Genomic DNA, 23,638 nt, shown 5'->3' with positions numbered 1-23,638 from the left:
CTTTTCTTTTATGTTTCCATTGCATCCGCCTTTGTAGGCTGAACGGTTCCAAAGGGATGATGAGGAGGAGCATAGATGGAATACAATTTAAGCGGAACGGGGCCAGTATTAATAATATTATGCCATGTATTGGCTGGAACCATAATGGCACTATTGTCAGATATGACTGATTCAAAGTGAAGATTGTTTGGATTACTACCCATTTGGACAAGACCTTGTCCTTGTTCAACGCGAAAAAACTGATCAGTATTTGGATGAATTTCAAGGCCAATATCATCGCCAACATTTATACTCATTAAGGTCACTTGTAAATGTTCTCCCGTCCAAATGGCCGATCGATAATACTGATTTTGCTTAGAAGCCTCTGATATATTTACAGTGAAAGGTGAATTTCCGAAGTCTGTCCTTGCTTGATAATGGTATGAAGGCATTCCCATCCTATAATGTTGATGAAAATAAGGGTAGGCTAAGGTTCTATGGTGGTTATGCACAGTTCATCGTCTCCTTCGTTTATTTTCTTTCATACTATGAGATGGGCTAATGGAATGTTCAAGTAACCAATGAATTGTATAAGCAGTAAGTGGAAGCAAACACGGAATCTAACTTTTAAGTCTTATTTGAAAAGCAGTAGATGTTGTAGCAGTAATCCGTCATAATAAATAAATATCTTTATATAAACTAAGGAAGGTAGGAATGTAAAGTGGGAAATGAGCATGAGCTACGAAAAGCTGGACGAGCGTTTATGAAAGCTCAAGGACTCGATCAGATTCTTCATATTTTGACTAGTGCAGTGGCAACGGTTATTCAAGACACAGACATGGTGTTAATCTATACATACGACAAAAAAAGCCATGTATTACGCTTGAAAAGCAGTATGGGGAATCATTCACCACAGCTTTATCAGGTAGCCTTTTCTCCTGGTGAGTCGATAACGGGATCGGTGTATAACGAACAAACTCCGGTACTTTTTTTGAAACCAACAGAAGTAGAACAAGCAATGTCAAATATTTCAGATATAAATAGAAAATATTACCTTGAGGGGGTCGCTTATCAGACTGTTTACACCTCTATGAGCATCCCTATAATTCTTCACGGAGAATGCTTTGCCACGATAACGGTGAATCGATGTCAACCGTTGTCTTCATTCACATTACAAGATCTTTACCTTGTATCAGAGTTACTAGAATATGCGCTTATTGCCTTAGAAAAAGAAGAGAAGTTCGAACACCATAAACGTAAGCTTCATACGTACACATTAAAACAAGAGGCAAAAAATTATTTTTACCAAGTTCTTCACGAAGGTGGTAATCAGGATAGAATTGTACAGCTATTATCTCGTTTATTACAGGATCGTTCCGTACATTACAATGAGAATGTGATCGAGGGGTATGCTTCCTTTCCAATAAAAAGTCACTATTCTCATAGAGGCTGGTTATTAATGAAACAGCAGCCTAACGTTGAGGGGCTTTATTATATCGAAGAAGCAGCTAATGCCATTGAAATACTTATGGTCTATGATGAGAAACATCTGACGACCAAGTTAGCAAAGGAAGAGGAACGGTTCAAGAGCGTATTAGCGAACAATCAATTTGACGAAGATTTTTGGAGAATGAGTTCTACTACTCCAGTGACTAGCGTTGTTTTGAAAAAGCAAGAGCAAGATTTGTTTAGTCATCATCAAACTATACAGTCACTTTTACCGTCCTTTTCAAAGCAGTGGAAACTTATCTCGTATGATCAATTTTGGATTCTGTTTTTTGAAAAAGAACAAACCATCCAGGAGACATTATTGTCTAAGCTCGTAAAGAGTGACAGTGATAAATTAGGGATAAGTCGTGTTGCACCAGTAGCACTCTATAAGCAACTCTTTCAAGAAGCGATGAATGCATGGGCATTAGCCGAAAGGGGAGAAATAAATCGCTATCCGACACTCGGCCTTGATAGACTTTTAACGCAAATAGAAGGGACGCATAGACGTTCTTTTATCTATGATCATCTCGGTACTTTACGTGAGTATCCCATTTTATTGGAAACTTTAAAAATGTTTATTCATCAAAATCGAAATCGAAAAGAAACTGCAGACGCCCTGTATATTCATCCAAACACGTTATACCAGCGATTAAAAAAAATCGAAGATCTCTCTTATAAATCCATTGAAGTTGAAGAGGATTGGCTAAACTTAGTTGCTGCAGTTAAATTATGTAAATTGTAAGAAAAAATGAATAAATTGTTGGAAGCTATAAGTGATAGTGCCTTTAAATGCAATGTGGGTCTTCATATATAACCATGAACATCTTTGTGACAATCTCTATTCACCTTATTTAATTTGAATATTACGATAAGTGTAACTTGATTTAGGAGGTCGTGAAACCGATATGACAAGCACTTATCATAATTATATAGGAGGAAAATGGATTCCTTCAGAAAGTGAAAAAACCTTTGCAAGTATTAACCCTGGAAAGGCAAACGAAATTCTTGGCTATTTTCCCAATTCTACTGTATATGATACACGCTCTGCTATTAAAGTAGCAGAAGAAGCTTTTCCATTTTGGCGCTCTATTACACCTATACAGCGTGTAGACATTCTTTATCGACTTATACGCTTATTAGAAGATGAGAAAAAGGAAGTAGCGCTCTTAATTTCAACAGAAGTAGGCAAGACTGTAACAGCAGCTGAAAAGGAAGTTGATGCTACCATTCAAGCATTAAAGCATTTTAGTGGTGCGGCAAATCGCTTAGCAGGAGAAACCCTCCCTTCCATTGATCCGAATTATTTTACATACACTATTAAAGAACCATTAGGAGCAGTGGGGGTTATTACTCCTTTCAATTTTCCATTAGGTATAGGTGTATATAAGATAGCACCGGCTATGCTTGCAGGGAATACAGTGGTCTACAAGCCACCAAATGATACGGCTCGTATTGCAATTAAGTTAGTTGAATTATTTGAGCGTGCAGGTATGCCGGCAGGAGTATTGAACTTGGTCTTTGGTGATGGAGACGTTGTTGGCAAAGAAATGGGCGAAAATGCTTCATTAAAAGCGATTTCGTTTACCGGCTCGACAGCAGTTGGACTAAAACTCGGACAGACTGTATCAGCACGCGGCGGTAAAATGCAAGCCGAACTAGGCGGCAAGAATGCGACGATTCTCTTAGAAGATGCCAATCTTGATGAAGCTATTAACGGCATTATGATTAGTGGTATGTATAACAACGGCCAAAGCTGTACAGGAACAAGCCGGGTAATCGTGCTTGAGGAGATTGCTGAAGTCGTGCTAGAAAAGCTCAAAGCAGCCGCTCAAGCAATACGCGTTGGTTATGGTCAAGATGAAGGAATTGAAAATGGTGCTGTTGCCAACGAAAAACAGCTGCATACCTATTTGCACTATATTCAGAGTGCAAAAGAAGCAGGAGCAAAAATTGAATGTGGTGGTAAACGTCTCACTGAAAACGGGCTTGATCAAGGCTATTTTGTTGCTCCGACTGTTATTAGTCACGTAACGAGTGATATGGCCATTGCACAAGAAGAAATTTTCGGTCCAGTGGTAGCGGTAATGATTGTTCAGTCCTATGCAGAAGCGATTCAACTTGCAAATGATACATCGTTTGGTTTGTCTTCATCTATCTATACAAATGATTTAGCAAAAGCTCAAGCATTTATTCAACAAATTGAAGTTGGCGTTGTTCATGTGAACATCCCATCTAATTATTATGAAAATCAGCTTCCCTTTGGCGGAAAGAAACAGTCAAGTATTGGTTTACGCGAACAAGGCAGTACAGCACTCGATTTTTGGTTAGACACGAAAGCAGTTTACATTAAATCTTAAAAGGAGGAAAATCATGACAGCTATTGGAATGATTGGTTGTGGTGCAATGGGTACTGGTATGGTTCAAAACTTATTATCTTCTAATTATACGGTTTATGTGAGTGACCCAATGTGCAAGGTTCAAAAGGATTTAGAAGCGTTAGGCGCTCATTTTGTTTCTAATACGAAGGAATTTGCAGCTGATGTTCGTGCGGTTTTTCTTTCATTGCCAACTCCAAAACTCCTTGTCGAAAGTTTAAGTGGAGAAGACGGACTTTTCGCTCACCTCTCGCCGAATACTTTTGTATTCGATGTAGGGACGTCGGACACGGATACAGCGAAGAGTTTACAGCAAGAAGCAAGTTCTTACGGTGTTCATTTTCTAGACTGCCCTGTTAGCGGGGGACCAGCTGGAGCCCAAGCTGGAACACTAACGGTGATGGTCGGTGGAAAAATAGAGGCATATGAAGCTGCTTTGCCTTATCTAAAGGTAATAGGAGGAGAAATTCGATACATAGGCTCCTCTGGTGCAGGACAAACTGTTAAGCTTTGCAATAATATGATTGTCGCAGGCATGATTAGCTTACTTAGTGAAACGATGGTTGTAGCGGAAGGGCAAGGGGTCAAAGCTTCAACATTATTTTCTGTTTTAGAGGCGAGCTCAGGACATTCCCGTGCTATGGAAGTATTTGGTGAAAATTTAAAAGACGAATCATTTGATAACGTCCTATTCTCTTTGGCCCATATGGCGAAGGATTTGGAACTTTATATGAAACTATCCAATCAATCGACTACCCCGCAACCTGTATCATCTATTGTGAGTCAGCTTTACCGCTTAGCGTTGCAACAAAAAAAAGCTTCGCTTGATTCAACTGCTGTTTATTCACTCATTGCGAACGAAGTAAGGAGGTAGGTTAGAAGGCGATGATGGATCTTATTAAAGATTGGCGACTCCACCTCTTAGTGCTAGGAGTCGTCCTTATTACAGAAGCCATTGGTACCATTCGTATCGAGATTGGTCCCGGCGTTATTATGCTGCTTCCTATGTTGTTTGCTATTGTAATAGGTTTACTTCTTTTTTTCACTCCGTTGGTGAAGGAAAAACAATCCAAACATGCTGAACCGATTATTACGTTAAGTGTAACACTACTCATTGCAAAAATTGGCGTAACCATTGGGCCTGGCTTGACGGATTTAATTGCAGCAGGTCCAGCTCTGTTGCTACAAGAGGTGGGGAATTTTGGTACGATTTTTTTAGCTCTTCCAATCGCCGTATTGCTATTTAATATGAAGCGTGAAGCGATAGGTATGACACACTCTGTTGGCCGCGAACCAAATTTAGGATTAATTTATGACAAATATGGATTTGAATCACCTGAAGGAAAAGGAGTAACCACAGTCTATATATTTGGTACAGTGTTCGGCGCCATGTTTTACGGCTTAATAGCTGGTTTTCTAGCAAGTTTCACTCCTCTTCATCCTCTTAGTCTAGCAATGGCGGCTGGCGTTGGAAGTGGGAGTATGATGGCAGCAGCTGTTGGATCACTTGTAGGTCTATATCCAGAATTAGAACCACAAATTGTTGCCTTCGCAGGAGCAAGTAATTTACTAACCTATTCTACAGGCTTATTCGTTAGCATGTTTATTGCATTACCAATGACCGAGAAACTCTATACGATTTTCAAAAAATGGAAGGGCGGAGAGGAAAAAAAGAATGAAAAATCTGCATGAATACTTTCTTTTAATGTTTGTAGTTGGTTCGGTCGCTTACGTCGGTAATGTAATCGGAGACGGGATGTTTTCGTTACAATCTATGGCGGGGATGCTTATTTTAATTCTTATTGCTGGGCTTGGGCAGTTACTGAGTAAGCTGATTCCGTTAAACGTTCCAAGTGTAGTGTATGTCATCGCCATAGGAATCGTCGCATCACTTCCTCAAACCCCTTGGGGAGAAAGTGTTAGCGTATTTACAAATGAAATCAATCTACTATCCATTGCTACACCCATTTTAGCCTATGCCGGAATTGCAATTGGACGATCCTGGACAGATTTCGTCACGATGGGATGGAAAGCAATGGTCGTTTCAACTTGTGTATTATTTGGAACATTGATTGGCTCTGCTGTGATTGCCCAAATCGTACTAACCTTTCAAGGCATTATTTAATAGCTTTCATCGGAAAAGTGAAATCAAACAAAGCCTGTAACACATGATGTGTTACAGGCTTTGTTTAGATCTTTTAAAAATCAGAATTTTTATATTGACAGATAAATAGGAATGTATTATGGTTTTCATATAAAGAAAACAAGTATTCACTATTCGAAAAGAGTGTTGGAGATGCAGTATCAAAATAAAAGTTTGGGTAAAGCATTTGATATTATTGAATCATTATGTAAAGAGCCACAAACAGCAACTGAGTTAGCTAGAGCGTTAGGGCTTAATCAAACCACTTTACACAGATTTTTAGTTACATTACTTGAGAGTGGTATTATTGAAAAGCTTCCGACTAATAAGTATCGCATGTCTTACAAGTTTATTGATTTGGGAAAGATGGCAGAAAATCATTACGACCTTGTAGGCGATTCACGCCCTTTTTTGGAAGCGCTTGCGAAAACGTCGGGTGAAAGTGTGCTTATTTCTACTTTCCACAATTTTTCCGTATCCTACTTGTCGAAAGTAGAAAGCTCACAGACGGTTCGAATTGTTCTAGGCCCTGGAGATCGAGTGCCATCTTATACTGTCGCTTCGGGGAAACTTTTTTTAGCTCACTTAAATGAATCGCTTCTAGAGACGTATCTAAGCAGTGTGCAGCTTGAAAAAAAGACGAATTACACCATTACAGAAAAACAAGCATTACTCGACGAATTGGCTTCCATAAGGGAGCATGGATATGCCATTGACAATCAAGAATATTTGATTGGTTTAAAAGGGATGGCGGCACCAATTTATGATTCGACAGGAACGGTGGTAGCGGCATTAAGTGTTGCTGGTGTAGAGATACGGTTAGATCCAGAGAAGACACAAATGATCATTGATCAATTAGTCAATTATGCAAGAAAAATTTCATACACACTTGGTTGGAGTGACTAGTTTTACAAACTAATAAGTGAAATTGGAGGATGAACAAACATGACGACATTGTTAGGAAAAGTAGCGATTATTACAGGTGCATCTCGAGGAATTGGAGCGGCCTCTGCAATCGCTCTCGCTAAAGAAGGTGCCCATGTTGTGTTAGTGGATCTACTAAATTGTGAGGAAACATCAGCGACAATTAGGAAGCTTCAAGAATTTAGTCACAGTGAAGTGATGAGTGTGGGTCTTGATGTAAAAGATAATGCAGTTATTGAACAATTAATGAAAGACGTTTATGAACGATTTGGATCCATTGATATTGTTGTCAACAATGCAGGTACATGCTCAAGATTAGATCTTGAACAGATGACAGAGGAGATGTGGGATCGGGACATTAATACAAACTTAAGGGGAACATTCCTTATGTCAAAAGCAGCTATTTATCCTTATATGAAAAAGCAAGGACACGGTAAAATTATTAATGTTAGTTCTATTTCAGGGATTATGGGCGGCCCTTTATCCTATAACGACGGGAAAAAATCAGCCCGGTCTGGTCCTGCCTACGCAGCTTCAAAAGGCGGTGTTATTGCGCTAACAAAATGGATTGCGAAAGAAGTCGGTGAACTTGGCATTACATGCAATAGTATTGCACCAGGACCAATTAAAACTGAAATTACAAAGGACCTTGATTATCCATTAAGTAATCAAGTCATTAATCGTATGGGCAATCCAGAAGACATTGCCGGTGCCGTTGTGTACTTTGCTTCTTCTTACTCTGACTATGTCACAGGAGAAGTATTAAAAGTTTGTGGAGGTTCTGCCATTGGATAACGTTCTGGGGAGGATACACATATGAGTATTCAAATAGCGACGAACAATCAAGTCTTATATGGTTCATTAGGTGTCGGAGATGATTTAATGGACGGGATTCTTGCCATCTGTAAAGAACATCAGATTCATTCAGGTATGGTTACGTGTATTGGTTCTTTAGATAAAACAGGATTCACCGTTTTTAAAGTAAATGAAAAAAATAGACCAGACGGCTATGCGGACCCATTCACTATTCATGAACCTGTTGAGTTAATCCAAGCGACTGGCTTCATTTGTCAAGATGAGAGCGGTGATCTTGATATGCATTTACATGGACTTGTTGAGCGAATGGACGGAAGTATTCATGCTGGTCATTTCCTAAGGGGCTACAATAAAGTTTGCATAACTGTTGAATTTACGCTCATCCACTCACATGATGTGACCGCCATACGTAAATACAATGCTGCTTTAAACTACAAAACCATCTCGTTTACTTCTAAATCGACATAAGGAGGTGCTATTTTGATAACGCTTTCACAGTTGGCGAAACAAACATGCACGCAACATGCAGAAAAAATAGCTGTTGTTGATAAACGACGTCAATTAACGTATCGACAGTTAAAAGAAGAGTCGTGTCAACTCGCTTCAGTTTTCACATCTAAAGGATTACTAAAGGGAGACCGAATTGGAATTTTATCAGCAAATCGAGTTGAACACATTGTTATTGATCTTGCTGTAGCCATGACGGGACTGATTAAAGTACCAATTAATACGAAACTTCATCCAAAAGAAATACAATTTATTTTAGAAAATGCTAAGGCGAAATTAATTATTGGTGAAATCTCCTTACTCATGAATGTTGACTATAGAGGAGATATTGTAACGTTTGAGAATGAATATGAGTCCTTATTGGCTAATGTTCATTCTGAATACCCAGATTGTTCTGTCTTAGACACGGACGCTTTTGCTATTATGTATACATCGGGCACGACAGGCAGACCAAAAGGAGCTGTATTATCTCATCGTGCTATTATTGCCTCTGCACAATCGCTTATAATGGCTTGTGAGTTAGGCTATGAAGATGTTGTCGGTCATGTAGCACCCTTAACTCACGGTAGTAATTTTTTAGCGCAATGTGCTTTATTCTTCGGGCTTAAGCAAGTCATTTTCGACAAATTCGATCCAAAATCCATAGCAGATCAGCTTGAAAAAGAGAGAGTCACAACTATATTTATGGTTCCAACCATTGTTAATTTGATGGTTCAAGATGAGGCTTTTGAGCCTAAAAAGCTACGCTATTTAAAGTCAATAAATATGGCAGGGGCACCAATTGCTTCAGAAAAATTGCAAGAGGCTCTCGACAAACTTGGTCCCATATTCGCTGAGACGTATGGATTAGTTGAAGCACCGATGGCCATTACTATTATGCCAAAAAGCAAACTACCATATTACTTATCATCGTGTGGTGCGGTTGGTCCGATGGTGGAAATGGTTCTTCGGGATGAAACGGGAAATGAAGTTCGTCAAGGCGAGGTTGGAGAAATTACATGTAAGGGTCCTCTAGTAATGGATAACTATTGGGCAAATGATGAGGCAACAAACAACGCTATAAAAGATGGCTGGTTTTATACAGGGGATTTAGGTTGGGTCGATCCTTTTGGACATCTGCATTTAATTGATCGAAAAAACGACGTCATTATTAGCGGCGGTATGAACATTTACCCTAGAGAGGTGGAAGAGGTACTTAATCTCCACAAAGCAGTGAAAGAAGCTTGTGTTTTTGGTGTCGAGAATGAGAAGTGGGGTGAGTCGGTTTATGCCCATGTTGTCTTGAAAAATGGCGTTACTGTTGAAGAAAGTCAGCTGGTGACTCACTGTAAAGAACACGTAGCAAGCTATAAAAAACCAGCACATATTAAGATTGTTCCATCCTTACCGAAGAGCCCATATGGAAAGATTTTAAGAAGAGAATTAAAAAAATTGTATGAAGAAGGGGTGAAAGGATGATTCGTGTTGCTGTAACTGGTTTAGGCATGACCCCATTTGGAAAATGCAATGATTCATTGAAAACCTTGCTTTTAAAAGCATCTCGGCAAGCACTTATTGATGCCGGTAGACCAAAGATTGACGCCATTATTGTTGGTAATTTCATGGGAGGACCTTTAGAACAGCAAGAAATTTTAGGAAGCATTCTTGTATCTGAGTTAGGTTTAGGCAATATCCCTTCTATGAAAACAGAAGGGGCATGTGCTTCAGGTGGAATTGCGTTTCGGCAAGCCTATCAATTACTCAAAGCAGGAGAGTACAACGCCATACTCGTTGTTGGTGGCGAGAAAATGACACATATTCATACGAATCAAGTCATCACAGCGATTAATTATGCGATGGACAACAGCACGATGGAATCAAACACTGGATTAACGTTTCCAGGTTACTTCGGTGCTGTAGCCAATCGCTACATGTATGAGTATGGCGCAACAAAAACGCACTTAGCCATGGTTGCCCGCAAAAACAGAAATTATGCATTGCATAATCCTCTTTCACAATTTCATACAGAGTTGACGTTAGAAGAAATTATCAATGCTCGAATGATTACGGATCCCCTTGGCTTATATGACTGCTCCCCACTATCAGATGGAGCTGCTGCTGTAGTCATCGAGAACAACAGGAATAGCGGAGTAGAGATCATTGCTTCAGGTCAAGCATCAGGCACACCCATTATGCAAGAAGTGAACGATTTAACCCGAATACCAGCCACGTATGAGGCAGCGAAACAGGCATATGAACAAGCTTCTTTAGAACCGAAAGATGTGGATGTAGTCGAATTGCACGATTGCTTCTCGATGACTGAGATCATTGCCATTGAAGAACTCGGTTTTTTTGAGAAAGGAACTGGCTTTGAAGCAATTGAAAAACACCTAACAGAACATGGAGGAGAAATTCCTGTAAACACTAGCGGCGGCTTATTGTCAAAAGGTCACCCTATCGGAGCAACGGGTATTGCACAAATTGTACAAATTATAAGCCAATTAAGGGGTGAAGCGTGCAATCAAGTGGAACGAGCACGGATTGGTTTAGCACAGAACCTTGGTGGTACAGGTGCTTATTCCCTCGTTCATCTGTTTAAGAAGGAGGGCGCATAAAATGAACATTCCTCTCTACGCATGCCTTGATTGCCACCATGAATGGCTTGAGCAAAAGCTCTATTGCTCAAAATGTTTAAGTGACAACCAAGTTGAACAACGAATAGAGGGTAGAGGTATTGTTTATTCTCATACAACGATCTACGCAGCTCCAGAGAAACTGCAAGCCCTTTCTCCCTATGTGATTGTATGTATTGACATACGAAAGGGCATGCGATTGTCTGCTAGATGCAGTAACACAGATATTAAAATTGGTGACACTGTTTCGATAGTGGATGTAACAGACGGAGCTTACATTGCTAAAAAGGAGGATGTGACGTGGGAACATTAAAATCAACCCCGTTTATTGAAGAATTGGTGATGAAAGTAGGCAAGCAAAACGTGTATTTCAACGAAACACAGCGCTCTCTTCATAGTAGTGATGAATCCTATCACCAGCCATCATTGCCAGACGTTGTTGTTTATCCTCAGTCTAAAGAGGATGTACGTTCAATTGTAAAACTAGCCGCAAGCTTTAATGAAAAAATTTATCCTTACGGTTTAGGCACAAGTTTAGAAGGACATGTAATCCCTTATCAAAAAGGAGTTGTCATTGATTTTAGCCAAATGAATGCGATTCTGTCCGTTGATCCGGAAGATCTGTTAGTGACCGTACAGCCTGGTGTCACTCGTGATCAACTAAACCAAGAATTAAAAAAATACGGCTTGTTTTTCTCTGTAGATCCTGGCGCAAATGCAACTGTTGGGGGGATGGTCTCAACCAATGCAAGTGGAACGAATTCAGTCAAATACGGTGTGATGCGAGATCAAGTTAGAGATCTTGAAGTCGTTTTGGCAGATGGGACTATTATTCATAGTGGAAATCGAGCTGTTAAATCATCCTCCGGCTATGATCTCAATAATTTATTTGTCGGAGCTGAAGGGACACTCGGTTGTTATACAGAAATGACGTTAAAGGTCTATGGCATTCCAGAAAAGATCGTGGCTGGTCGTGTACAGTTTCCATCTCTTCACGACGCTGTTTCTTCAGTCACGGCTGTTTTACAAGCTGGAATCCCTGTAGCTAGAATAGAACTCATTGACGAGATTTCCATGATGAAAGTCAATCAGCATAACGATACGAAATTCCCTCTAAGCCCTACGTTGTTTTTAGAATTTCATGGGAATCCACAATCGGTTCAGCATGATTTGGCATTTTGTGAAAGCATTATGAGTGACTATAATAGCACTGATTTTCATTATGCTAAAGACAACGCTGAACGAAGTGCATTATGGCATGCACGACACAATGTTGCCTACGCCTTTTCACATAGTGAGCCAAGAAAGAAATTAATGGTGACAGATGTCTGTGTTCCTCTTTCAAGCCTTGCTGAGGCCATTAAACATGCACAAATGACTGCCTTAGAACATCACATTGAAGCCGGCATTGTCGGACATGTAGGTGATGGCAATTTTCATGCTCTATTGTTAGTTGACCCACATGATTCAAACGAATTAGCCAATGTAGCTGCATATAACGAAAAAATCGTTCGTTTTGCCTTACAGGTTAACGGAACATGTACAGGTGAACATGGGGTAGGTGTCGGAAAAGTGAAGTATTTAGAAGAGGAGCATGGTGACGCCTTACGTGTGATGAAATCCATAAAGCGAGCTTTGGATCCAACTAATTTGTTTAATCCAAATAAGAACATTTTCATTTAATTGCTCCATAAATAGCTTTTTTCCTATTAGGGAAAGAACTAATTTTGGTCTCCACCCGGAGATCGTCCTTTATGTAAGCGCTTTAATAAAGGTGTTGAGAAGGAGGTCGAGATGGTTAAGAAAATCATAAACAAAAGCTTATTTCTTCTTTTGCTTGTTGGTTTAGGAGGGTGCACATCGAATGCATCGGTAGCTGAAGAAATGTACGAATGGAAAATGACGGTAACGGTGGGGCCAGGTTCAACGTGGTATGCAGGAGCAATAAAATTCGCTGAGGATTTAGAAAGAGAAAGTAATGGACGTTTCGTAGTCGATGTTTATACAAATGAACAATTATCTGCTGGAAACCCTGAAGCTGGCGTTGAACAGCTAATGGATGGATTAAAAGATTTTTCTTACAACTCTAGTATTATCTATGCAGGCATTGATCCTAGATTTGGAGTTTTAAGTGCACCTTTTTTAATCAATGACTTTAGTGATGCAGAGCGTGTATTGAATGGAGAGAGCGGGGAGATTATTAATCAAATGTTGAGAGAAAGAGGGGTAGAGCCTCTTGGTTTTGGAGAGAGTGGTTTCAGACAAATTACAAATGACACTCGTCCCATAAGGAATCCTGACGACCTCGATCATTTAAAAATTCGCGTACCAAGTATGGGTGTCTTTACGAATCTTTACCGGAGCCAATCAGCAGACCCGATTACAATGGCGTTTTCAGAAGTGTATACAGCGCTACAACAAGGAACAATTGATGGTCAAGAAAATCCAGTAGATGTTACCTATTCAGCAGGTCTAATAGAAGTACAGAAGTACATGACAATGTGGAACTACGTCTATGATGCACTTGTATTCGGTATGAATAAAGACTTATTTGACTCATTATCCCATTCAGATCAAGACCTCATAAAAAAAGTCGCAAGTGAAGCGAACGACTATCAAATTAGCTTAACTCGTCAGAAAGAAGAGGCTCAAATAGCCGAACTAGAGGAAAAGGGAATGGAAATCTATTATCCAACTGATGATGAAATTGAACAGTTTAGAGAAAGTTCTCAAAACGTTTACGATCATTTTAGAGAGGTCTGGGGAGATAGACATTTAAACACGTTCTTAAAAGAAGCAAATGGAAGTGAGGTGGATGAAGGGTGAAATTCTTAGCGTTCATAGAGAATACGATTGTGATGATTGCTATGGCAGGGATGGCATGTATCACATTTGCAAACGTCCTCTCAAGGTATTTCTTTGATACATCTTTTGCATTTGCAGAAGAGATCACCATTAATTTGTTCGTATTAGCTACATTCGTAGGTGCTTCTATTGCTATAAGACGCCAATCCCATTTTGGGTTCCATTATTTTTTCACTAAATTCAATCCATCTATTCAACGATTTCTTGTGATCTTGACTAGTTTGCTCATGTTATTCTTTTTATCTTTAACACTTTTCTTCGGTATGGAACTCGTGTTCAATCAAATGGAACGAGGTAGAGTGACGCCGGCATTAAACATCCCACAGTGGATCTTCACTGGGGCGATTCCTTTAGGTTCGCTATTATGCATGATACGAACGGTTGAAATGATGGTCATTCGATTAAAAAGAGATCAGAAGCTACCTCTACCAAAAACAGACGCAGATTCAAAGGAGTTGAAGATGTAAATGCTAACAGCGCTAATGTTTGTTCTTTTTTTCCTTTTAATCTTTATGAATCTGCCGGTAGCATTTGCTCTTGGTATCGCAGCTGTGATTGTATTGCTCATGGATTCAGGGATATCTTCTCTGGCTCTGTTGCCGAGCATAATGTATTCTTCCATTTCGTCCTTTACATTACTAGCCATTCCGTTTTTTGTGTTAGCAGGTGTTATTATGGGATATTCAGGCATATCAAGTCGGTTAATCGACTTTGCCTATTTAGCATTCGGCCATCGAAAAAATGGCATTGTCATCGTGACAATTGTAGCAGCATTTTTCTTTTCAGCCATATCAGGTTCAGGTCCTGCCACTGTTGCAGCAATGGGGACTATCTTGATACCAGCCTTAGTAAAAAACGGATTCAAAGCAAACTCTGCCTCTGCATTGGTGGCTAGTGCCGGTTCGTTGGGCATCATTCTACCGCCAAGTATCGCGTTTATTATTTTTGGCGTGATTGCCAGTGACATTATTAGTATTTCAATAGGGCGATTGTTTATCGCCGGGATTGTTCCTGGGGTGTTGCTTGCTATAAGTTTACTCATAGCAAGTATGATCGTAAATAAACGAAACCAAAAACGGCAAGTGGACAATGGAGAGGCGGCTGTTACAATTGAAAAAGCACCAGCTATAGAAGTAACGAAAGCTTTTCTAAAAGCATTATTAGGGCTGATGATCCCCATCATTATATTAGGTGGAATTTATTCTGGCATGTTCACTCCAACGGAAGCGGCCGTCGTTGCAGTTTTTTATTCTCTCCTAGTCGGTTTCTTGTTCTACCGAGAATTGAAATTGAAGCACATTCCAAAAATTTTAGTAGATGCTTCTGTTCAATCAGCGGTTATTATGCTTATAATTGGAGTTGCCTCGTTATTCTCATACATCATTACAACTCAAAAAATAGCCACTACCATAACATCAAGCATCTTGCAAATCACAACAAACCCTTTGCTTCTATTACTTCTTGTTGCAGTAATATTGTTAATTGTTGGGGCATTTATTGATACCATTTCTGCGTTTTACATCTTTATACCGTTACTGATGCCTGTCCTACTTGAAGTAGGAGTAGATCCAACCACCATTGGTGTTATGATGACGGTTGGCCTTGCTATTGGTTTATTTACACCACCTGTCGGTTTAAACTTGTTTGTGGCAAGTGGAATCTCTGGCGTTTCTTCAGAAAGCATTGTTAAAGGTATAGGACCTTATCTAGTAGCTAGCATTGTTGTTCTATTACTCGTAATGTATTTCCCAATCTTTTCAAATGCGTTACCAGATCTACTAGGGGTATAGCTTTTTACGTTTTTTACACTAAGCATTAACCTAAAACGCCCTTAAAAGGCGTTTTTAACTTTTAACTCAATGGAGGCGATAACATTGTTCTAAATAAAGGAGTATAAAATTATGGAAGATTCGTGTACCTTTACTAAAAGGGTATATTTTCTATTATAAAAATTGTAAACTATTTATGAATCGTTTAACTAACTTGAAAAGAGGGATGATGTTGAACGTCTTATCAGCAGAGCTCGTTGGAGAAAGTCTAGTGCAATGGCATAGTTGTATGATTAGTGGTGATCTTCAATCTGCAAAAGAATTAAAAAGTGATGTAGATGCACTCGTTAAACAAATGGAGCCAGATGACAAAATGTTGGCTTATTATCAGTTAATTGATTTTCGATTTCAATTACTACGAAATAGACAGGAACAAGGTGCTAATGTCGATGAAGACAGCTTATACGATGTTTGTGTTGAGACAGATGATTACTTACGCTTTATGTATTATTACGTTTCAGGACAGGCAGAATTTATGCATGGACGTTACAAATCAGCCATTCGTACTTATAAAATAGCAGAACGTTTAATCGAAAAAGTCAATGATTCTGCAGAAAAAGCAGAGTTCTATCAAAAATTAGGTATCAGTTATTATCGAATCGATCAATATACATTTGCTTTTTCCTATATGGAACAAGCATTAGAGTTTTTCGAAAAAAACGACACGTATCGACTGAATGAAATTACATGCAAACAAGTCTTAGCTGCAATCAATACAGAGCTAAGACGTTACGATGAGGCAGAACGACTCTATGCCGAAATCTTGAAAGCATCTACGCCATTCCCATATACCTATGCATTGAACTTATATAACATGGGTGCGAATCGCATTATGCTAACACATTTTGATGAAGCGATTTTCTATTTTAAAGAAGCGCTTACTTACGAAGCATTCTCCACATCGCCCTTAGCCTTAAAAGCACAGTATCATTTAACTCATCTGTACATGAGAACGGGTCAATACAAAGGTGGTCTAGAAGAATTAGAGGCTGTTGCTACACAGCACCAATCAGAGGAGATAGTAGCTAAATGCTTAATTTGTCGTGGATTATACCTCAATAATGATATACTTCTGATAGAGGAAGGTTTACGAAAACTGGAATCAGGAGAAAATTACTTTGAGTGCCAAGAGCTTGGCGAGGAAATAGCAAATCATTTTAAACAACAAGACAAGTTCGAAACAGCTTTAGTGTTTTCTGAATATGCACTCGAAATGTCAAGAAAACGAACTATACTAGGAGTTGATCAAACTTGAAGAAAATGTCCGTCTTTTTTACGTCTATGTTGATCGTAGTGTCTTTGTTACTTCCATCAGGAAGCATTGATGCTAGCCCAAAACAAGAATTTGGATACTATAGTGTAGATGAAAAGTCTCCTCCAAAACAAGAAGTTGAATATGATCTTGTTCACTCTCAGTCTGCACCGAAACAAGAATTCTAGAGAAAAGGTACAGAAGGGTCTCCTTCTGTACCTTTTTATTGTCACTTAGTTTCTAAGAATTAAGAAGAGTGTGTAGCAACATCCAAGTTAAGCCAATTAATTTCGTCTTCTGACAATACGATACTTGCCCCTTGCGCACAAGATACCATCTCTTCTTTGTTTTGAGGCCCGATAATAGCAGCTGTTGGGAATGATTGATTTAATACATAAGCCAGTGCGATTTCAATAGTCGTTACGCTTTTTTTATCCGCTAGCTCTGCTGCACGATCAAATCGTTTCCAATTGTCATCATTATAAAAAACACGTACAAGATCTTCGTTAGAAAAATCGTTTCGATCAAAACGACCTGTAAAAAATCCTCTAGCTTGAGATGACCATGATAGTACAGGAATATTTGACTGCTGGTGCCATTTAATGGCGGAAGCATCTAAGCTGATGCAACCAGGCCAATAAGCTTCTTTTGCCTTTGCAAGACTTAAATTTGGACTTGAAAATGAAAAACCGCGTAACCCGTGTGTTGATGCATACTGGTTTGCTTCTTCCAAACGAGAAGTCTCCCAATTCGATCCACCAAAAGTAGAGATATAGCCGTCTTCGACAAACTCATTAAGCCATTCCAAAATGTGGCCAACAGGAACAGTAGGGTCATCACGATGGAGGGCATATAGTTCAACATGATCGGTTTTTAATCGGTCGAGACTTATTTTAAGTTGCTCCTGTAACGCTGCTTTAGTAATGGTGTGCCCGTTTTGATTCGGGTGACCACCTTTTGTCCAAATATTAACGCGATCGCGGTTTCCATTATCCAACCAATTTCCAATTGCTTGTTCACTTAATCCGCCACTGTAAATAAACGCCGTATCAATTGTGTTACCACCGATACGTAAATAGTTCTCTATCATTTGGCTAGCTGTGTCTTGGTTTTCAGGGGTGAAATAATCAGATCCCATAATGAGAGAGGACACAGGGGAGGATAGCCCCTCTAGTTGAATTGTTTTTAACATTGTCTTACAACACCACTCTTTCTCGTTTTTCTTGTGATTCAAGCGCTCCATCAAGTAAACGCATATTTGCAAGAGAATCCTCAACGCCAAAGCGATTGGCCGTTTCACCCCATACGACGTGAGCGAAATAATCAGCTTGCTTTGCATAATGGTTAGTATCTTCTACATCAATTTGACGCGTTTCACTTCCTTGAATAAGCTGAAATCCTTCTAAACCACCAGTAAAAGGATCGGGAATAAGAATGCGACCTGTTGAGCCAAGTAGTTCAGCGTCATTGCGGTAGGCTGCCCACATGCCACAATCAAAAGTTAGAAAGCGTCCATTGTTAAACTCAACTAACCCTGCTGCTGACATGTCGACACCGTTATGGGAATCTGGAGAAAAAGAGTGAACCGTAATGGCCTCTGGTTCTTCTTCGAAAATCATACGTGCCAAACTAAGTGGATATACACCAATATCGTATAAACTACCTCCACCGAATTCCTTCTTCATGCGAAAGTTATCAAGTGCCCCAGCATTATTAAACGAGAAGGAGCTTCTAATTCCTCTTAGTTCGCCAATATCACCATTCTTAATGTGGTTTTTAATCTGTGTGTAGCGTTCTTGGTACCGATACATAAAGGCATCAAGTAATAACACGCCATTTTCTTCACATACACGTTTCATTTCCTCAAGTTCTAATCGATTCAATGAAATTGGTTTCTCGCATAATACATGTTTTTTTGCTTCAGCGGACCGGATTACCCATTCTTTATGTAGATGATTTGGTAGCGGAATGTATACCGCGTCTATAGAAGGATCGGCAACTAATTCTTCATATGATCCATATGCTGTTGGGATGGAGAATTCCGAAGCGAAAGCTTGCGCTTTATCAAGAGATCGACTTGCTATTGCTCCAATAGATCCTGTACTGGATTCCAAAATACCAGGAATCATTGATTGTTTTGCGATGGTAGCGGTTCCAAGAATGCCCCAAGTTAATTGTTTTGACATAATCATTCATCTCCTTTAACGAACTATGTATCGTTTCTAAAAAAGTACTCCTCAAAAAGAAACCGGTTTCAAATAAAGGTATATCGATTTTGAACTTTTGTCAATCTTTTAAAAGTATTTTTTCGAAAATAAGGTGCGAAGAATGGTAACGCATCGAAAAGTAGCTAGTGTTGCCATTCTTCACAAGAATTTCTTACTGTCACATATGTTGGGATAATCGCTTCTTTTTGTTGTTCTTCATGTGCAATCAAACCAACCAATGTCTCTATGGTTTTTTTCGCTAGCTTTTGGTAATTGTGATTAACCGACGTCACACCAGGAGGGAAGTGTTCAGCTAAATACGTATCATCAAAGCCCGTTACAGAAATATCACCAGGAACTTTTAATCCAAACTTTCTGAACCGTTTTATGGCTCCAATCGCAACAAAATCATTCATACATAAGACAGCTGTTGGTCTATCGTCAAGGTGAATGAGGTGTGTCGCATCTTTTTCTCCAGCCTCTATACTATAACCGCTACTATGAATCCAATCTTCTTTAAAGATTAATCCTTTTTCTTTCATGGTTTCTAGGAAAACACTCACCTTTTCATCTGTGGATGAAACCCCAACCTCACCCCCTAATAAGCCAATCTCTCGATGACCGTGGTGAGCAAGTAGTTCAAGTAAACGCCGAACACCACTGGCTTCATCTGTTCGTATTGTATGAGCGTCTACCCCTTCCATTTTGCCATTAACAAAAACAATAGGGACATGTTTTAGTGCGTCAATCATTCCTGCTCGAAGTTCTTCTGTAGGGTGGGTTTGATTAATTCGACCTCCTAGAAAAACAATCCCGTCAACTTGGCGTGAAATCAGATTGTCTAAATAAGCTTGCTCAATAGAGAAATTTTGCATGGAATTGCACAATAAACACGTATAACCTTTTTCAAGGGCTTGCCTCTCAAGCTCTTTAACAATCATCGAATAGAAGGGGTGATCAATATCTGGAAGAATAATGCCTAGCATTTTTGATTGTTTTAAATATAAACTTTGTGCCATTACATTTGGCTTGAAATTGTATTTATTAATTAACGCTAAGACTCTAGATTTAGCTGGTTCTCTAACATTTGCGCTTCCAGTTAAAACCCTTGATACAGTGGCAGGCGAAACATTTGCTTCTTTGGCAATCCGGTAAATTGTCACACCGTCTTTCTTCAACATTCGTTATCGCTTCCCTTTCTCATTTTTCTATTAGAAGTATAGAATTGTTTTCGAGTGTAGTCAAAGTGAAGCTTCATTTTTTCATTTATTACGAAAAAAACAGAAAGTGAAAATTGCTTGTTGACAAAAAAGAGTTTCTTTTTTAAAGTTAACTGAAACCGGTTTCTTTCGGTTGAATTCTTAAATAGTTCAAAAAAAGAGTAGGTAAGCCTGTAATTGTAAGCGATACCAAAATGCACGACCGCATCATACATATTGAGAGGAGCATGAACATGAAAAAAACTTTATTATATGCATCATCACTAGTAGCGCTTGTTTCTTTATCCGCTTGTGGAGGGTCAGGGAGTAACGGAACATCAGATGATCAAACACTAACCGCGTGGGCTTGGAATATTAATATCCCTGTACTTGAAGAAGCAGCTGCTCAATTCGCAGAAGATCATCCAGATTTTGACCTGGAGATTATTGAAGTAGGAACACCAGATGTTTATCAGCGAATTACAACTGGACTTCAGGCAAACGGAGAAGGCTTACCTGATATTATGCTTGTTGAAGATGATCGAGTTCAAGGGTATCTTTCAAATTTTAAAGACGCTTTTTTAGACATTTCTGAGTATGATTTTGAAGAAGCTCACAATGACAAATTTCCTGCCTTTAAAACGGAATTACTAACCGTCGACGGCGGAGTGTATGGTTTTCCTTTTGATGCGGGTCCAGCTGGTATATTTTATCGAACAGACTTGTTTGAAGAAGCTGGTATTAATGCAGACGAAATTGAAACATGGGATGATTTTATTGAAGCTGGTCATACATTGCGAGACGAATTGGATGTTGCGTTAACTGGTATTGACATCAGTAATGATGATGGTGTCTACCGTATGATGTTAAATCAGCAAGGCACATTTTATTTTGATGAGAATGAAGAAGTTGCTCTCGCGTCCGATGAGTCGATAAAAGCGATGGAAGTCATTCAGCGCTTACATCAAGAAGGGTTGAATGAAAATTTAGTAGGTTGGGATGCATGGTTAACAGGCTTGGCCAATGGTACTGTTGCTACAGCACCAACCGGGGCATGGTTAACAGGTTCGTTAACAGAGCAGGCGCCAGATTTAGAAGGACAATGGGGAGTTTTCCCACTACCGGCAATGGAAGCTGGCGGCAACCGGGCTTCTAACTTAGGAGGAAGCAATTACATGATCTCAGCACAAACGGCTAATCCTGACCTTGCTTATGATTTTATGGAATATTTTTCTACTTCTGATGATGTTCAGCTAACTGCAATGGAGAACGGACTGTTTCCTTCTCTTAATACGATTTATGACAATGATCTATTCACTTCTCCAATTAGTTACTTCGGAGATCAAGCTATTTGGGAGCTCTTCGCTAGTATGATGGATGATATTCCTTCTGTAAATTATACAGGTAATTATTCCATCGCTCGAGACGAAACAGAAACGGCGCAGTCTGATGCCGCGAATGGAGCCGATGTAACAGATGTGATGACACGAGCCGAGCAACAGTTACAAAACAGAATGAATTAAGTAATTTTATAAAAACAGAATCGGTGAAGTTATGTACGTTGCTTCACCGATTTTAAAGAAAGAGGGCTGTGTCATGAACCGATCTAAGGCAACCCCCTATGTATTTTTAGCACCAGCGGTTATTTTATTTTTACTTTTTACAGCTTATCCAATTGTCGCTTCCATCGTACTTAGCTTTCAAAAATTCGAAGGTGGTAGCTATGTCTTTACTGGATTTGACAATTACATACGACTGATTCATGATTCGATCTTTCAGACGGCACTCGTAAATACATTTATCATTTTCATTTTACAAGTGCCATTCATGCTACTTTTATCAATGATCTTGGCAAATGTGTTAAATAGTCAACTGTTGCGTTTAAAGGGCTTCTTTCGAGTATCGTTCTTTTTACCAGCCGTCACGTCGTTAGTTGCCTATTCATTATTATTTTCAGTTCTATTACAAGATAATGGGCTTATAAATGAACTGATTACAAATTTCGGAATGTCTGCTATTCCATGGTTAACAGATGGAACTTGGGCTAAGATTTCCATTGTACTTGCTATGACATGGCGATGGACAGGTTATAACATGATTATCTACCTCGCTGCTTTACAAAATATTCCCCATGAGATGTATGAAGCAGCTAAAATGGATGGCGCAGGGAAGATAAGGCAGTTCTTTTCCATCACAATTCCAAGTTTAAAACCAGTCATTTTGTTTACGGGAATTCTATCAACAATCGGCACACTTCAGTTATTTGATGAACCCTTTAACCTTACAGGTGGAGGTCCAGCTAACTCAACAATGACTTTAGGCTTGTACATTTATGAAAATGGATTTGAATATTTCGATTTTAACTATGCAAGTGCAGTAGCCTATGTAGTTGTGATGCTTGTGGCGGTTTTATCTATTATTCAATTTAAAGTAACAGGTGATAAATAATGAAAACAAAAACTGGACGGAAACATTTGTTAGGCAAAGTAAGTATGTATGGTTTTTTACTCGTCTTTTTAATTATTTCAGTATTTCCATTTTATTGGATGTTTATCGGTGCAACGAATCCATCTTCTTCCATGTTTGCGAGTCCACCGACTTTTATACCTGGTAGTCATTTTATGGAGAATCTAAGAAATTTAGATAATAATGTCGGCATTTGGCGAGTATTATTTAATTCACTATTCGTAGCAGGTTTGTATGTCGTGCTTGCGTTAGCGATTAGTACGACAGCCGCTTATGCATTTGCAAAATTTTCATTTAAAGGAAGAAATGTTATCTTCACAGTCTTTTTACTATCAATGATGATACCGTATCAAGCTACGTTAATTCCTTTATTTCAGATGATGGCAAATTTCAATTTATTGAATACGTATTTTGCATTAATTGCGCCACAACTTTGTTACCCATTCGCCATTTTTCTTATGAGACAAAACTTTCTATCTTTTCCCACAGAGTTATTAGAATCAGCACGCTTAGATGGTGCAGGGGAATGGCGTATTTTTATGCAAATTGTGTTACCATCAATGAAACCAGCTTTAGCTGCAACATCGATTTTCCTATTTATGTTTCAATGGAACAATTTTATGTGGCCGCTTATCGCCATTCGGACACCAGATATGTATACGTTCCCAGTAGCGCTTTCAACGTTAAGTGGGGTATCGTATACGGATTACGGTCAAGTGATGATGGGGATCACAATAGCAACCGTTCCAATTCTTATTTTTTTCCTCGCCATGCAAAAGCACTTTATTTCGGGCATGCTAGGTAGTGCTTTAAAATAAACTCATCTGTTTTTTAGAGAATAACCATTCATGTTATTCTCTTTTTTGTCCATAATAGTACTACATGAACCTGCGTATAGTTTTTCACAATTGAATTGTACGCTTATTGTTCGGTAAAACGTATTAACACTTTGATTGTTTCCGTTTATACTCCA

The 23,638-nt window shown here is 39.1% G+C and carries 24 protein-coding genes; 20 read left to right on the top strand and 4 right to left on the bottom strand.

All coding sequences use genetic code 11. The annotated features are described in order from the left end of the window. Positions 1–8: 8 nt before the first annotated feature. Positions 9–437, bottom strand: coding sequence for a cupin domain-containing protein (locus FPV17_RS10885; RefSeq protein WP_052008230.1), 429 nt, complete (start codon positions 435–437; stop codon positions 9–11). 263 nt (positions 438–700) lie between these two features. On the opposite strand from FPV17_RS10885, the gene FPV17_RS10880 reads away from it, so the two are divergent. The 17 genes from FPV17_RS10880 to FPV17_RS10800 all read left to right on the top strand — a co-directional run bounded on the left by FPV17_RS10880 (position 701) and on the right by FPV17_RS10800 (position 16,981). After that, the gene (locus tag FPV17_RS10880; protein ID WP_144559006.1) at positions 701–2,212 is read left to right on the top strand and encodes a helix-turn-helix domain-containing protein; all 1,512 of its coding nucleotides are present in this window, start codon (positions 701–703) and stop codon (positions 2,210–2,212) included. A 163-nt stretch (positions 2,213–2,375) separates the two neighbouring features. Next, positions 2,376–3,827 (top strand): aldehyde dehydrogenase family protein, encoded by a 1,452-nt coding sequence (locus FPV17_RS10875; protein ID WP_144559005.1) that lies wholly within the window; start codon positions 2,376–2,378, stop codon positions 3,825–3,827. A gap of 13 nt (positions 3,828–3,840) precedes the next feature. Further along, the gene (locus tag FPV17_RS10870) at positions 3,841–4,719 is read left to right on the top strand and encodes an NAD(P)-dependent oxidoreductase (protein WP_144559004.1); all 879 of its coding nucleotides are present in this window, start codon (positions 3,841–3,843) and stop codon (positions 4,717–4,719) included. 11 nt (positions 4,720–4,730) lie between these two features. Further along, the gene (locus FPV17_RS10865) at positions 4,731–5,537 is read left to right on the top strand and encodes a DUF3100 domain-containing protein (RefSeq protein WP_035397733.1); all 807 of its coding nucleotides are present in this window, start codon (positions 4,731–4,733) and stop codon (positions 5,535–5,537) included. Further along, the gene (locus FPV17_RS10860) at positions 5,521–5,970 is read left to right on the top strand and encodes a hypothetical protein (protein ID WP_035397735.1); all 450 of its coding nucleotides are present in this window, start codon (positions 5,521–5,523) and stop codon (positions 5,968–5,970) included. Before FPV17_RS10865 ends, FPV17_RS10860 begins: the two co-directional genes overlap by 17 nt. Positions 5,971–6,141: 171 nt before the next feature. Continuing rightward, complete coding sequence (locus FPV17_RS10855; protein ID WP_186370604.1) at positions 6,142–6,894, top strand: IclR family transcriptional regulator; 753 nt, start codon at positions 6,142–6,144, stop codon at positions 6,892–6,894. A gap of 39 nt (positions 6,895–6,933) precedes the next feature. Continuing rightward, a complete protein-coding gene (locus FPV17_RS10850) occupies positions 6,934–7,707 on the top strand; it encodes an SDR family NAD(P)-dependent oxidoreductase (protein WP_144559002.1) in 774 nt (257 codons plus the stop codon). 21 nt (positions 7,708–7,728) lie between these two features. Then, positions 7,729–8,196 carry a PPC domain-containing DNA-binding protein gene (locus FPV17_RS10845; protein ID WP_052008224.1) on the top strand — a complete coding sequence of 156 codons (468 nt, stop codon included), beginning with the start codon at positions 7,729–7,731 and terminating at the stop codon, positions 8,194–8,196. Between the two features lie 12 nt (positions 8,197–8,208). Next, positions 8,209–9,693 (top strand): class I adenylate-forming enzyme family protein, encoded by a 1,485-nt coding sequence (locus tag FPV17_RS10840; RefSeq protein ID WP_144559001.1) that lies wholly within the window; start codon positions 8,209–8,211, stop codon positions 9,691–9,693. Further along, positions 9,690–10,829, top strand: a complete 1,140-nt coding sequence (locus FPV17_RS10835) for a thiolase C-terminal domain-containing protein (RefSeq protein WP_144559000.1) — start codon at positions 9,690–9,692, stop codon at positions 10,827–10,829. The genes FPV17_RS10840 and FPV17_RS10835 overlap by 4 nt, the downstream gene beginning before the upstream one ends. 1 nt (position 10,830) lies before the next feature. Beyond that, on the top strand, positions 10,831–11,160 hold the full coding sequence (locus FPV17_RS10830; RefSeq protein WP_060705995.1) for a Zn-ribbon domain-containing OB-fold protein: 330 nt from the start codon (positions 10,831–10,833) through the stop codon (positions 11,158–11,160). 29 nt (positions 11,161–11,189) lie between these two features. Beyond that, complete coding sequence (locus FPV17_RS10825) at positions 11,190–12,530, top strand: FAD-binding oxidoreductase (protein WP_144560477.1); 1,341 nt, start codon at positions 11,190–11,192, stop codon at positions 12,528–12,530. 111 nt (positions 12,531–12,641) lie between these two features. Then, on the top strand, positions 12,642–13,673 hold the full coding sequence (locus FPV17_RS10820) for a DctP family TRAP transporter solute-binding subunit (protein ID WP_060705996.1): 1,032 nt from the start codon (positions 12,642–12,644) through the stop codon (positions 13,671–13,673). Then, a complete protein-coding gene (locus FPV17_RS10815; RefSeq protein WP_052008225.1) occupies positions 13,670–14,179 on the top strand; it encodes a TRAP transporter small permease in 510 nt (169 codons plus the stop codon). The genes FPV17_RS10820 and FPV17_RS10815 overlap by 4 nt, the downstream gene beginning before the upstream one ends. Beyond that, positions 14,180–15,502: a TRAP transporter large permease gene (locus FPV17_RS10810; RefSeq protein ID WP_144558999.1), complete on the top strand. Its 1,323-nt coding sequence runs from the start codon at positions 14,180–14,182 to the stop codon at positions 15,500–15,502. It abuts the gene before it with no gap. A 205-nt stretch (positions 15,503–15,707) separates the two neighbouring features. Beyond that, positions 15,708–16,796, top strand: coding sequence for a Rap family tetratricopeptide repeat protein (locus FPV17_RS10805; RefSeq protein ID WP_144558998.1), 1,089 nt, complete (start codon positions 15,708–15,710; stop codon positions 16,794–16,796). Beyond that, on the top strand, positions 16,793–16,981 hold the full coding sequence (locus FPV17_RS10800; RefSeq protein WP_035397740.1) for a hypothetical protein: 189 nt from the start codon (positions 16,793–16,795) through the stop codon (positions 16,979–16,981). Before FPV17_RS10805 ends, FPV17_RS10800 begins: the two co-directional genes overlap by 4 nt. Positions 16,982–17,040: 59 nt before the next feature. On the opposite strand, the gene FPV17_RS10795 is transcribed toward FPV17_RS10800, so the two are convergent. The 3 genes from FPV17_RS10795 to FPV17_RS10785 all read right to left on the bottom strand — a co-directional run bounded on the left by FPV17_RS10795 (position 17,041) and on the right by FPV17_RS10785 (position 20,181). After that, positions 17,041–17,985: an aldo/keto reductase gene (locus FPV17_RS10795; protein ID WP_144558997.1), complete on the bottom strand. Its 945-nt coding sequence runs from the start codon at positions 17,983–17,985 to the stop codon at positions 17,041–17,043. Positions 17,986–17,989: 4 nt separating this feature from the next. Further along, complete coding sequence (locus FPV17_RS10790) at positions 17,990–18,979, bottom strand: Gfo/Idh/MocA family protein (protein WP_186370603.1); 990 nt, start codon at positions 18,977–18,979, stop codon at positions 17,990–17,992. Positions 18,980–19,143: 164 nt separating this feature from the next. Continuing rightward, on the bottom strand, positions 19,144–20,181 hold the full coding sequence (locus FPV17_RS10785) for a LacI family DNA-binding transcriptional regulator (RefSeq protein ID WP_060705999.1): 1,038 nt from the start codon (positions 20,179–20,181) through the stop codon (positions 19,144–19,146). Between the two features lie 272 nt (positions 20,182–20,453). Between FPV17_RS10785 and FPV17_RS10780 the strand changes: the two genes are divergently transcribed. The 3 genes from FPV17_RS10780 to FPV17_RS10770 all read left to right on the top strand — a co-directional run bounded on the left by FPV17_RS10780 (position 20,454) and on the right by FPV17_RS10770 (position 23,483). Further along, on the top strand, positions 20,454–21,722 hold the full coding sequence (locus tag FPV17_RS10780; RefSeq protein ID WP_144558996.1) for an ABC transporter substrate-binding protein: 1,269 nt from the start codon (positions 20,454–20,456) through the stop codon (positions 21,720–21,722). Positions 21,723–21,795: 73 nt separating this feature from the next. After that, a complete protein-coding gene (locus tag FPV17_RS10775) occupies positions 21,796–22,647 on the top strand; it encodes a carbohydrate ABC transporter permease (protein WP_060706000.1) in 852 nt (283 codons plus the stop codon). After that, positions 22,647–23,483 (top strand): carbohydrate ABC transporter permease, encoded by an 837-nt coding sequence (locus tag FPV17_RS10770; protein ID WP_052008229.1) that lies wholly within the window; start codon positions 22,647–22,649, stop codon positions 23,481–23,483. The genes FPV17_RS10775 and FPV17_RS10770 overlap by 1 nt, the downstream gene beginning before the upstream one ends. Positions 23,484–23,638 lie beyond the last annotated feature (155 nt).

The organism is Shouchella miscanthi (assembly GCF_007725405.1).
GTDB lineage: Bacteria > Bacillota > Bacilli > Bacillales > Bacillaceae_D > Shouchella > Shouchella hunanensis.
This window is presented reverse-complemented; position numbering and strand designations above follow the sequence as displayed.

Excerpts from the sequence above, each read along its gene's own strand:
- FPV17_RS10885 (WP_052008230.1), bottom strand. The coding sequence starts at position 437 with ATGGGAATGCCTTCATACCATTATCAAGCAAGGACAGACTTCGGAAAT.
- FPV17_RS10875 (WP_144559005.1), top strand. The coding sequence starts at position 2,376 with ATGACAAGCACTTATCATAATTATATAGGAGGAAAATGGATTCCTTCA.
- FPV17_RS10870 (WP_144559004.1), top strand. The coding sequence starts at position 3,841 with ATGACAGCTATTGGAATGATTGGTTGTGGTGCAATGGGTACTGGTATG.
- FPV17_RS10865 (WP_035397733.1), top strand. The coding sequence starts at position 4,731 with ATGATGGATCTTATTAAAGATTGGCGACTCCACCTCTTAGTGCTAGGA.
- FPV17_RS10860 (WP_035397735.1), top strand. The coding sequence starts at position 5,521 with ATGAAAAATCTGCATGAATACTTTCTTTTAATGTTTGTAGTTGGTTCG.
- FPV17_RS10855 (WP_186370604.1), top strand. The coding sequence starts at position 6,142 with ATGCAGTATCAAAATAAAAGTTTGGGTAAAGCATTTGATATTATTGAA.
- FPV17_RS10850 (WP_144559002.1), top strand. The coding sequence starts at position 6,934 with ATGACGACATTGTTAGGAAAAGTAGCGATTATTACAGGTGCATCTCGA.
- FPV17_RS10845 (WP_052008224.1), top strand. The coding sequence starts at position 7,729 with ATGAGTATTCAAATAGCGACGAACAATCAAGTCTTATATGGTTCATTA.
- FPV17_RS10835 (WP_144559000.1), top strand. The coding sequence starts at position 9,690 with ATGATTCGTGTTGCTGTAACTGGTTTAGGCATGACCCCATTTGGAAAA.
- FPV17_RS10830 (WP_060705995.1), top strand. The coding sequence starts at position 10,831 with ATGAACATTCCTCTCTACGCATGCCTTGATTGCCACCATGAATGGCTT.
- FPV17_RS10825 (WP_144560477.1), top strand. The coding sequence starts at position 11,190 with ATGAAAGTAGGCAAGCAAAACGTGTATTTCAACGAAACACAGCGCTCT.
- FPV17_RS10820 (WP_060705996.1), top strand. The coding sequence starts at position 12,642 with ATGGTTAAGAAAATCATAAACAAAAGCTTATTTCTTCTTTTGCTTGTT.
- FPV17_RS10810 (WP_144558999.1), top strand. The coding sequence starts at position 14,180 with ATGCTAACAGCGCTAATGTTTGTTCTTTTTTTCCTTTTAATCTTTATG.
- FPV17_RS10805 (WP_144558998.1), top strand. The coding sequence starts at position 15,708 with ATGATGTTGAACGTCTTATCAGCAGAGCTCGTTGGAGAAAGTCTAGTG.
- FPV17_RS10795 (WP_144558997.1), bottom strand. The coding sequence starts at position 17,985 with ATGTTAAAAACAATTCAACTAGAGGGGCTATCCTCCCCTGTGTCCTCT.
- FPV17_RS10790 (WP_186370603.1), bottom strand. The coding sequence starts at position 18,979 with ATGTCAAAACAATTAACTTGGGGCATTCTTGGAACCGCTACCATCGCA.
- FPV17_RS10785 (WP_060705999.1), bottom strand. The coding sequence starts at position 20,181 with ATGTTGAAGAAAGACGGTGTGACAATTTACCGGATTGCCAAAGAAGCA.
- FPV17_RS10780 (WP_144558996.1), top strand. The coding sequence starts at position 20,454 with ATGAAAAAAACTTTATTATATGCATCATCACTAGTAGCGCTTGTTTCT.
- FPV17_RS10775 (WP_060706000.1), top strand. The coding sequence starts at position 21,796 with ATGAACCGATCTAAGGCAACCCCCTATGTATTTTTAGCACCAGCGGTT.
- FPV17_RS10770 (WP_052008229.1), top strand. The coding sequence starts at position 22,647 with ATGAAAACAAAAACTGGACGGAAACATTTGTTAGGCAAAGTAAGTATG.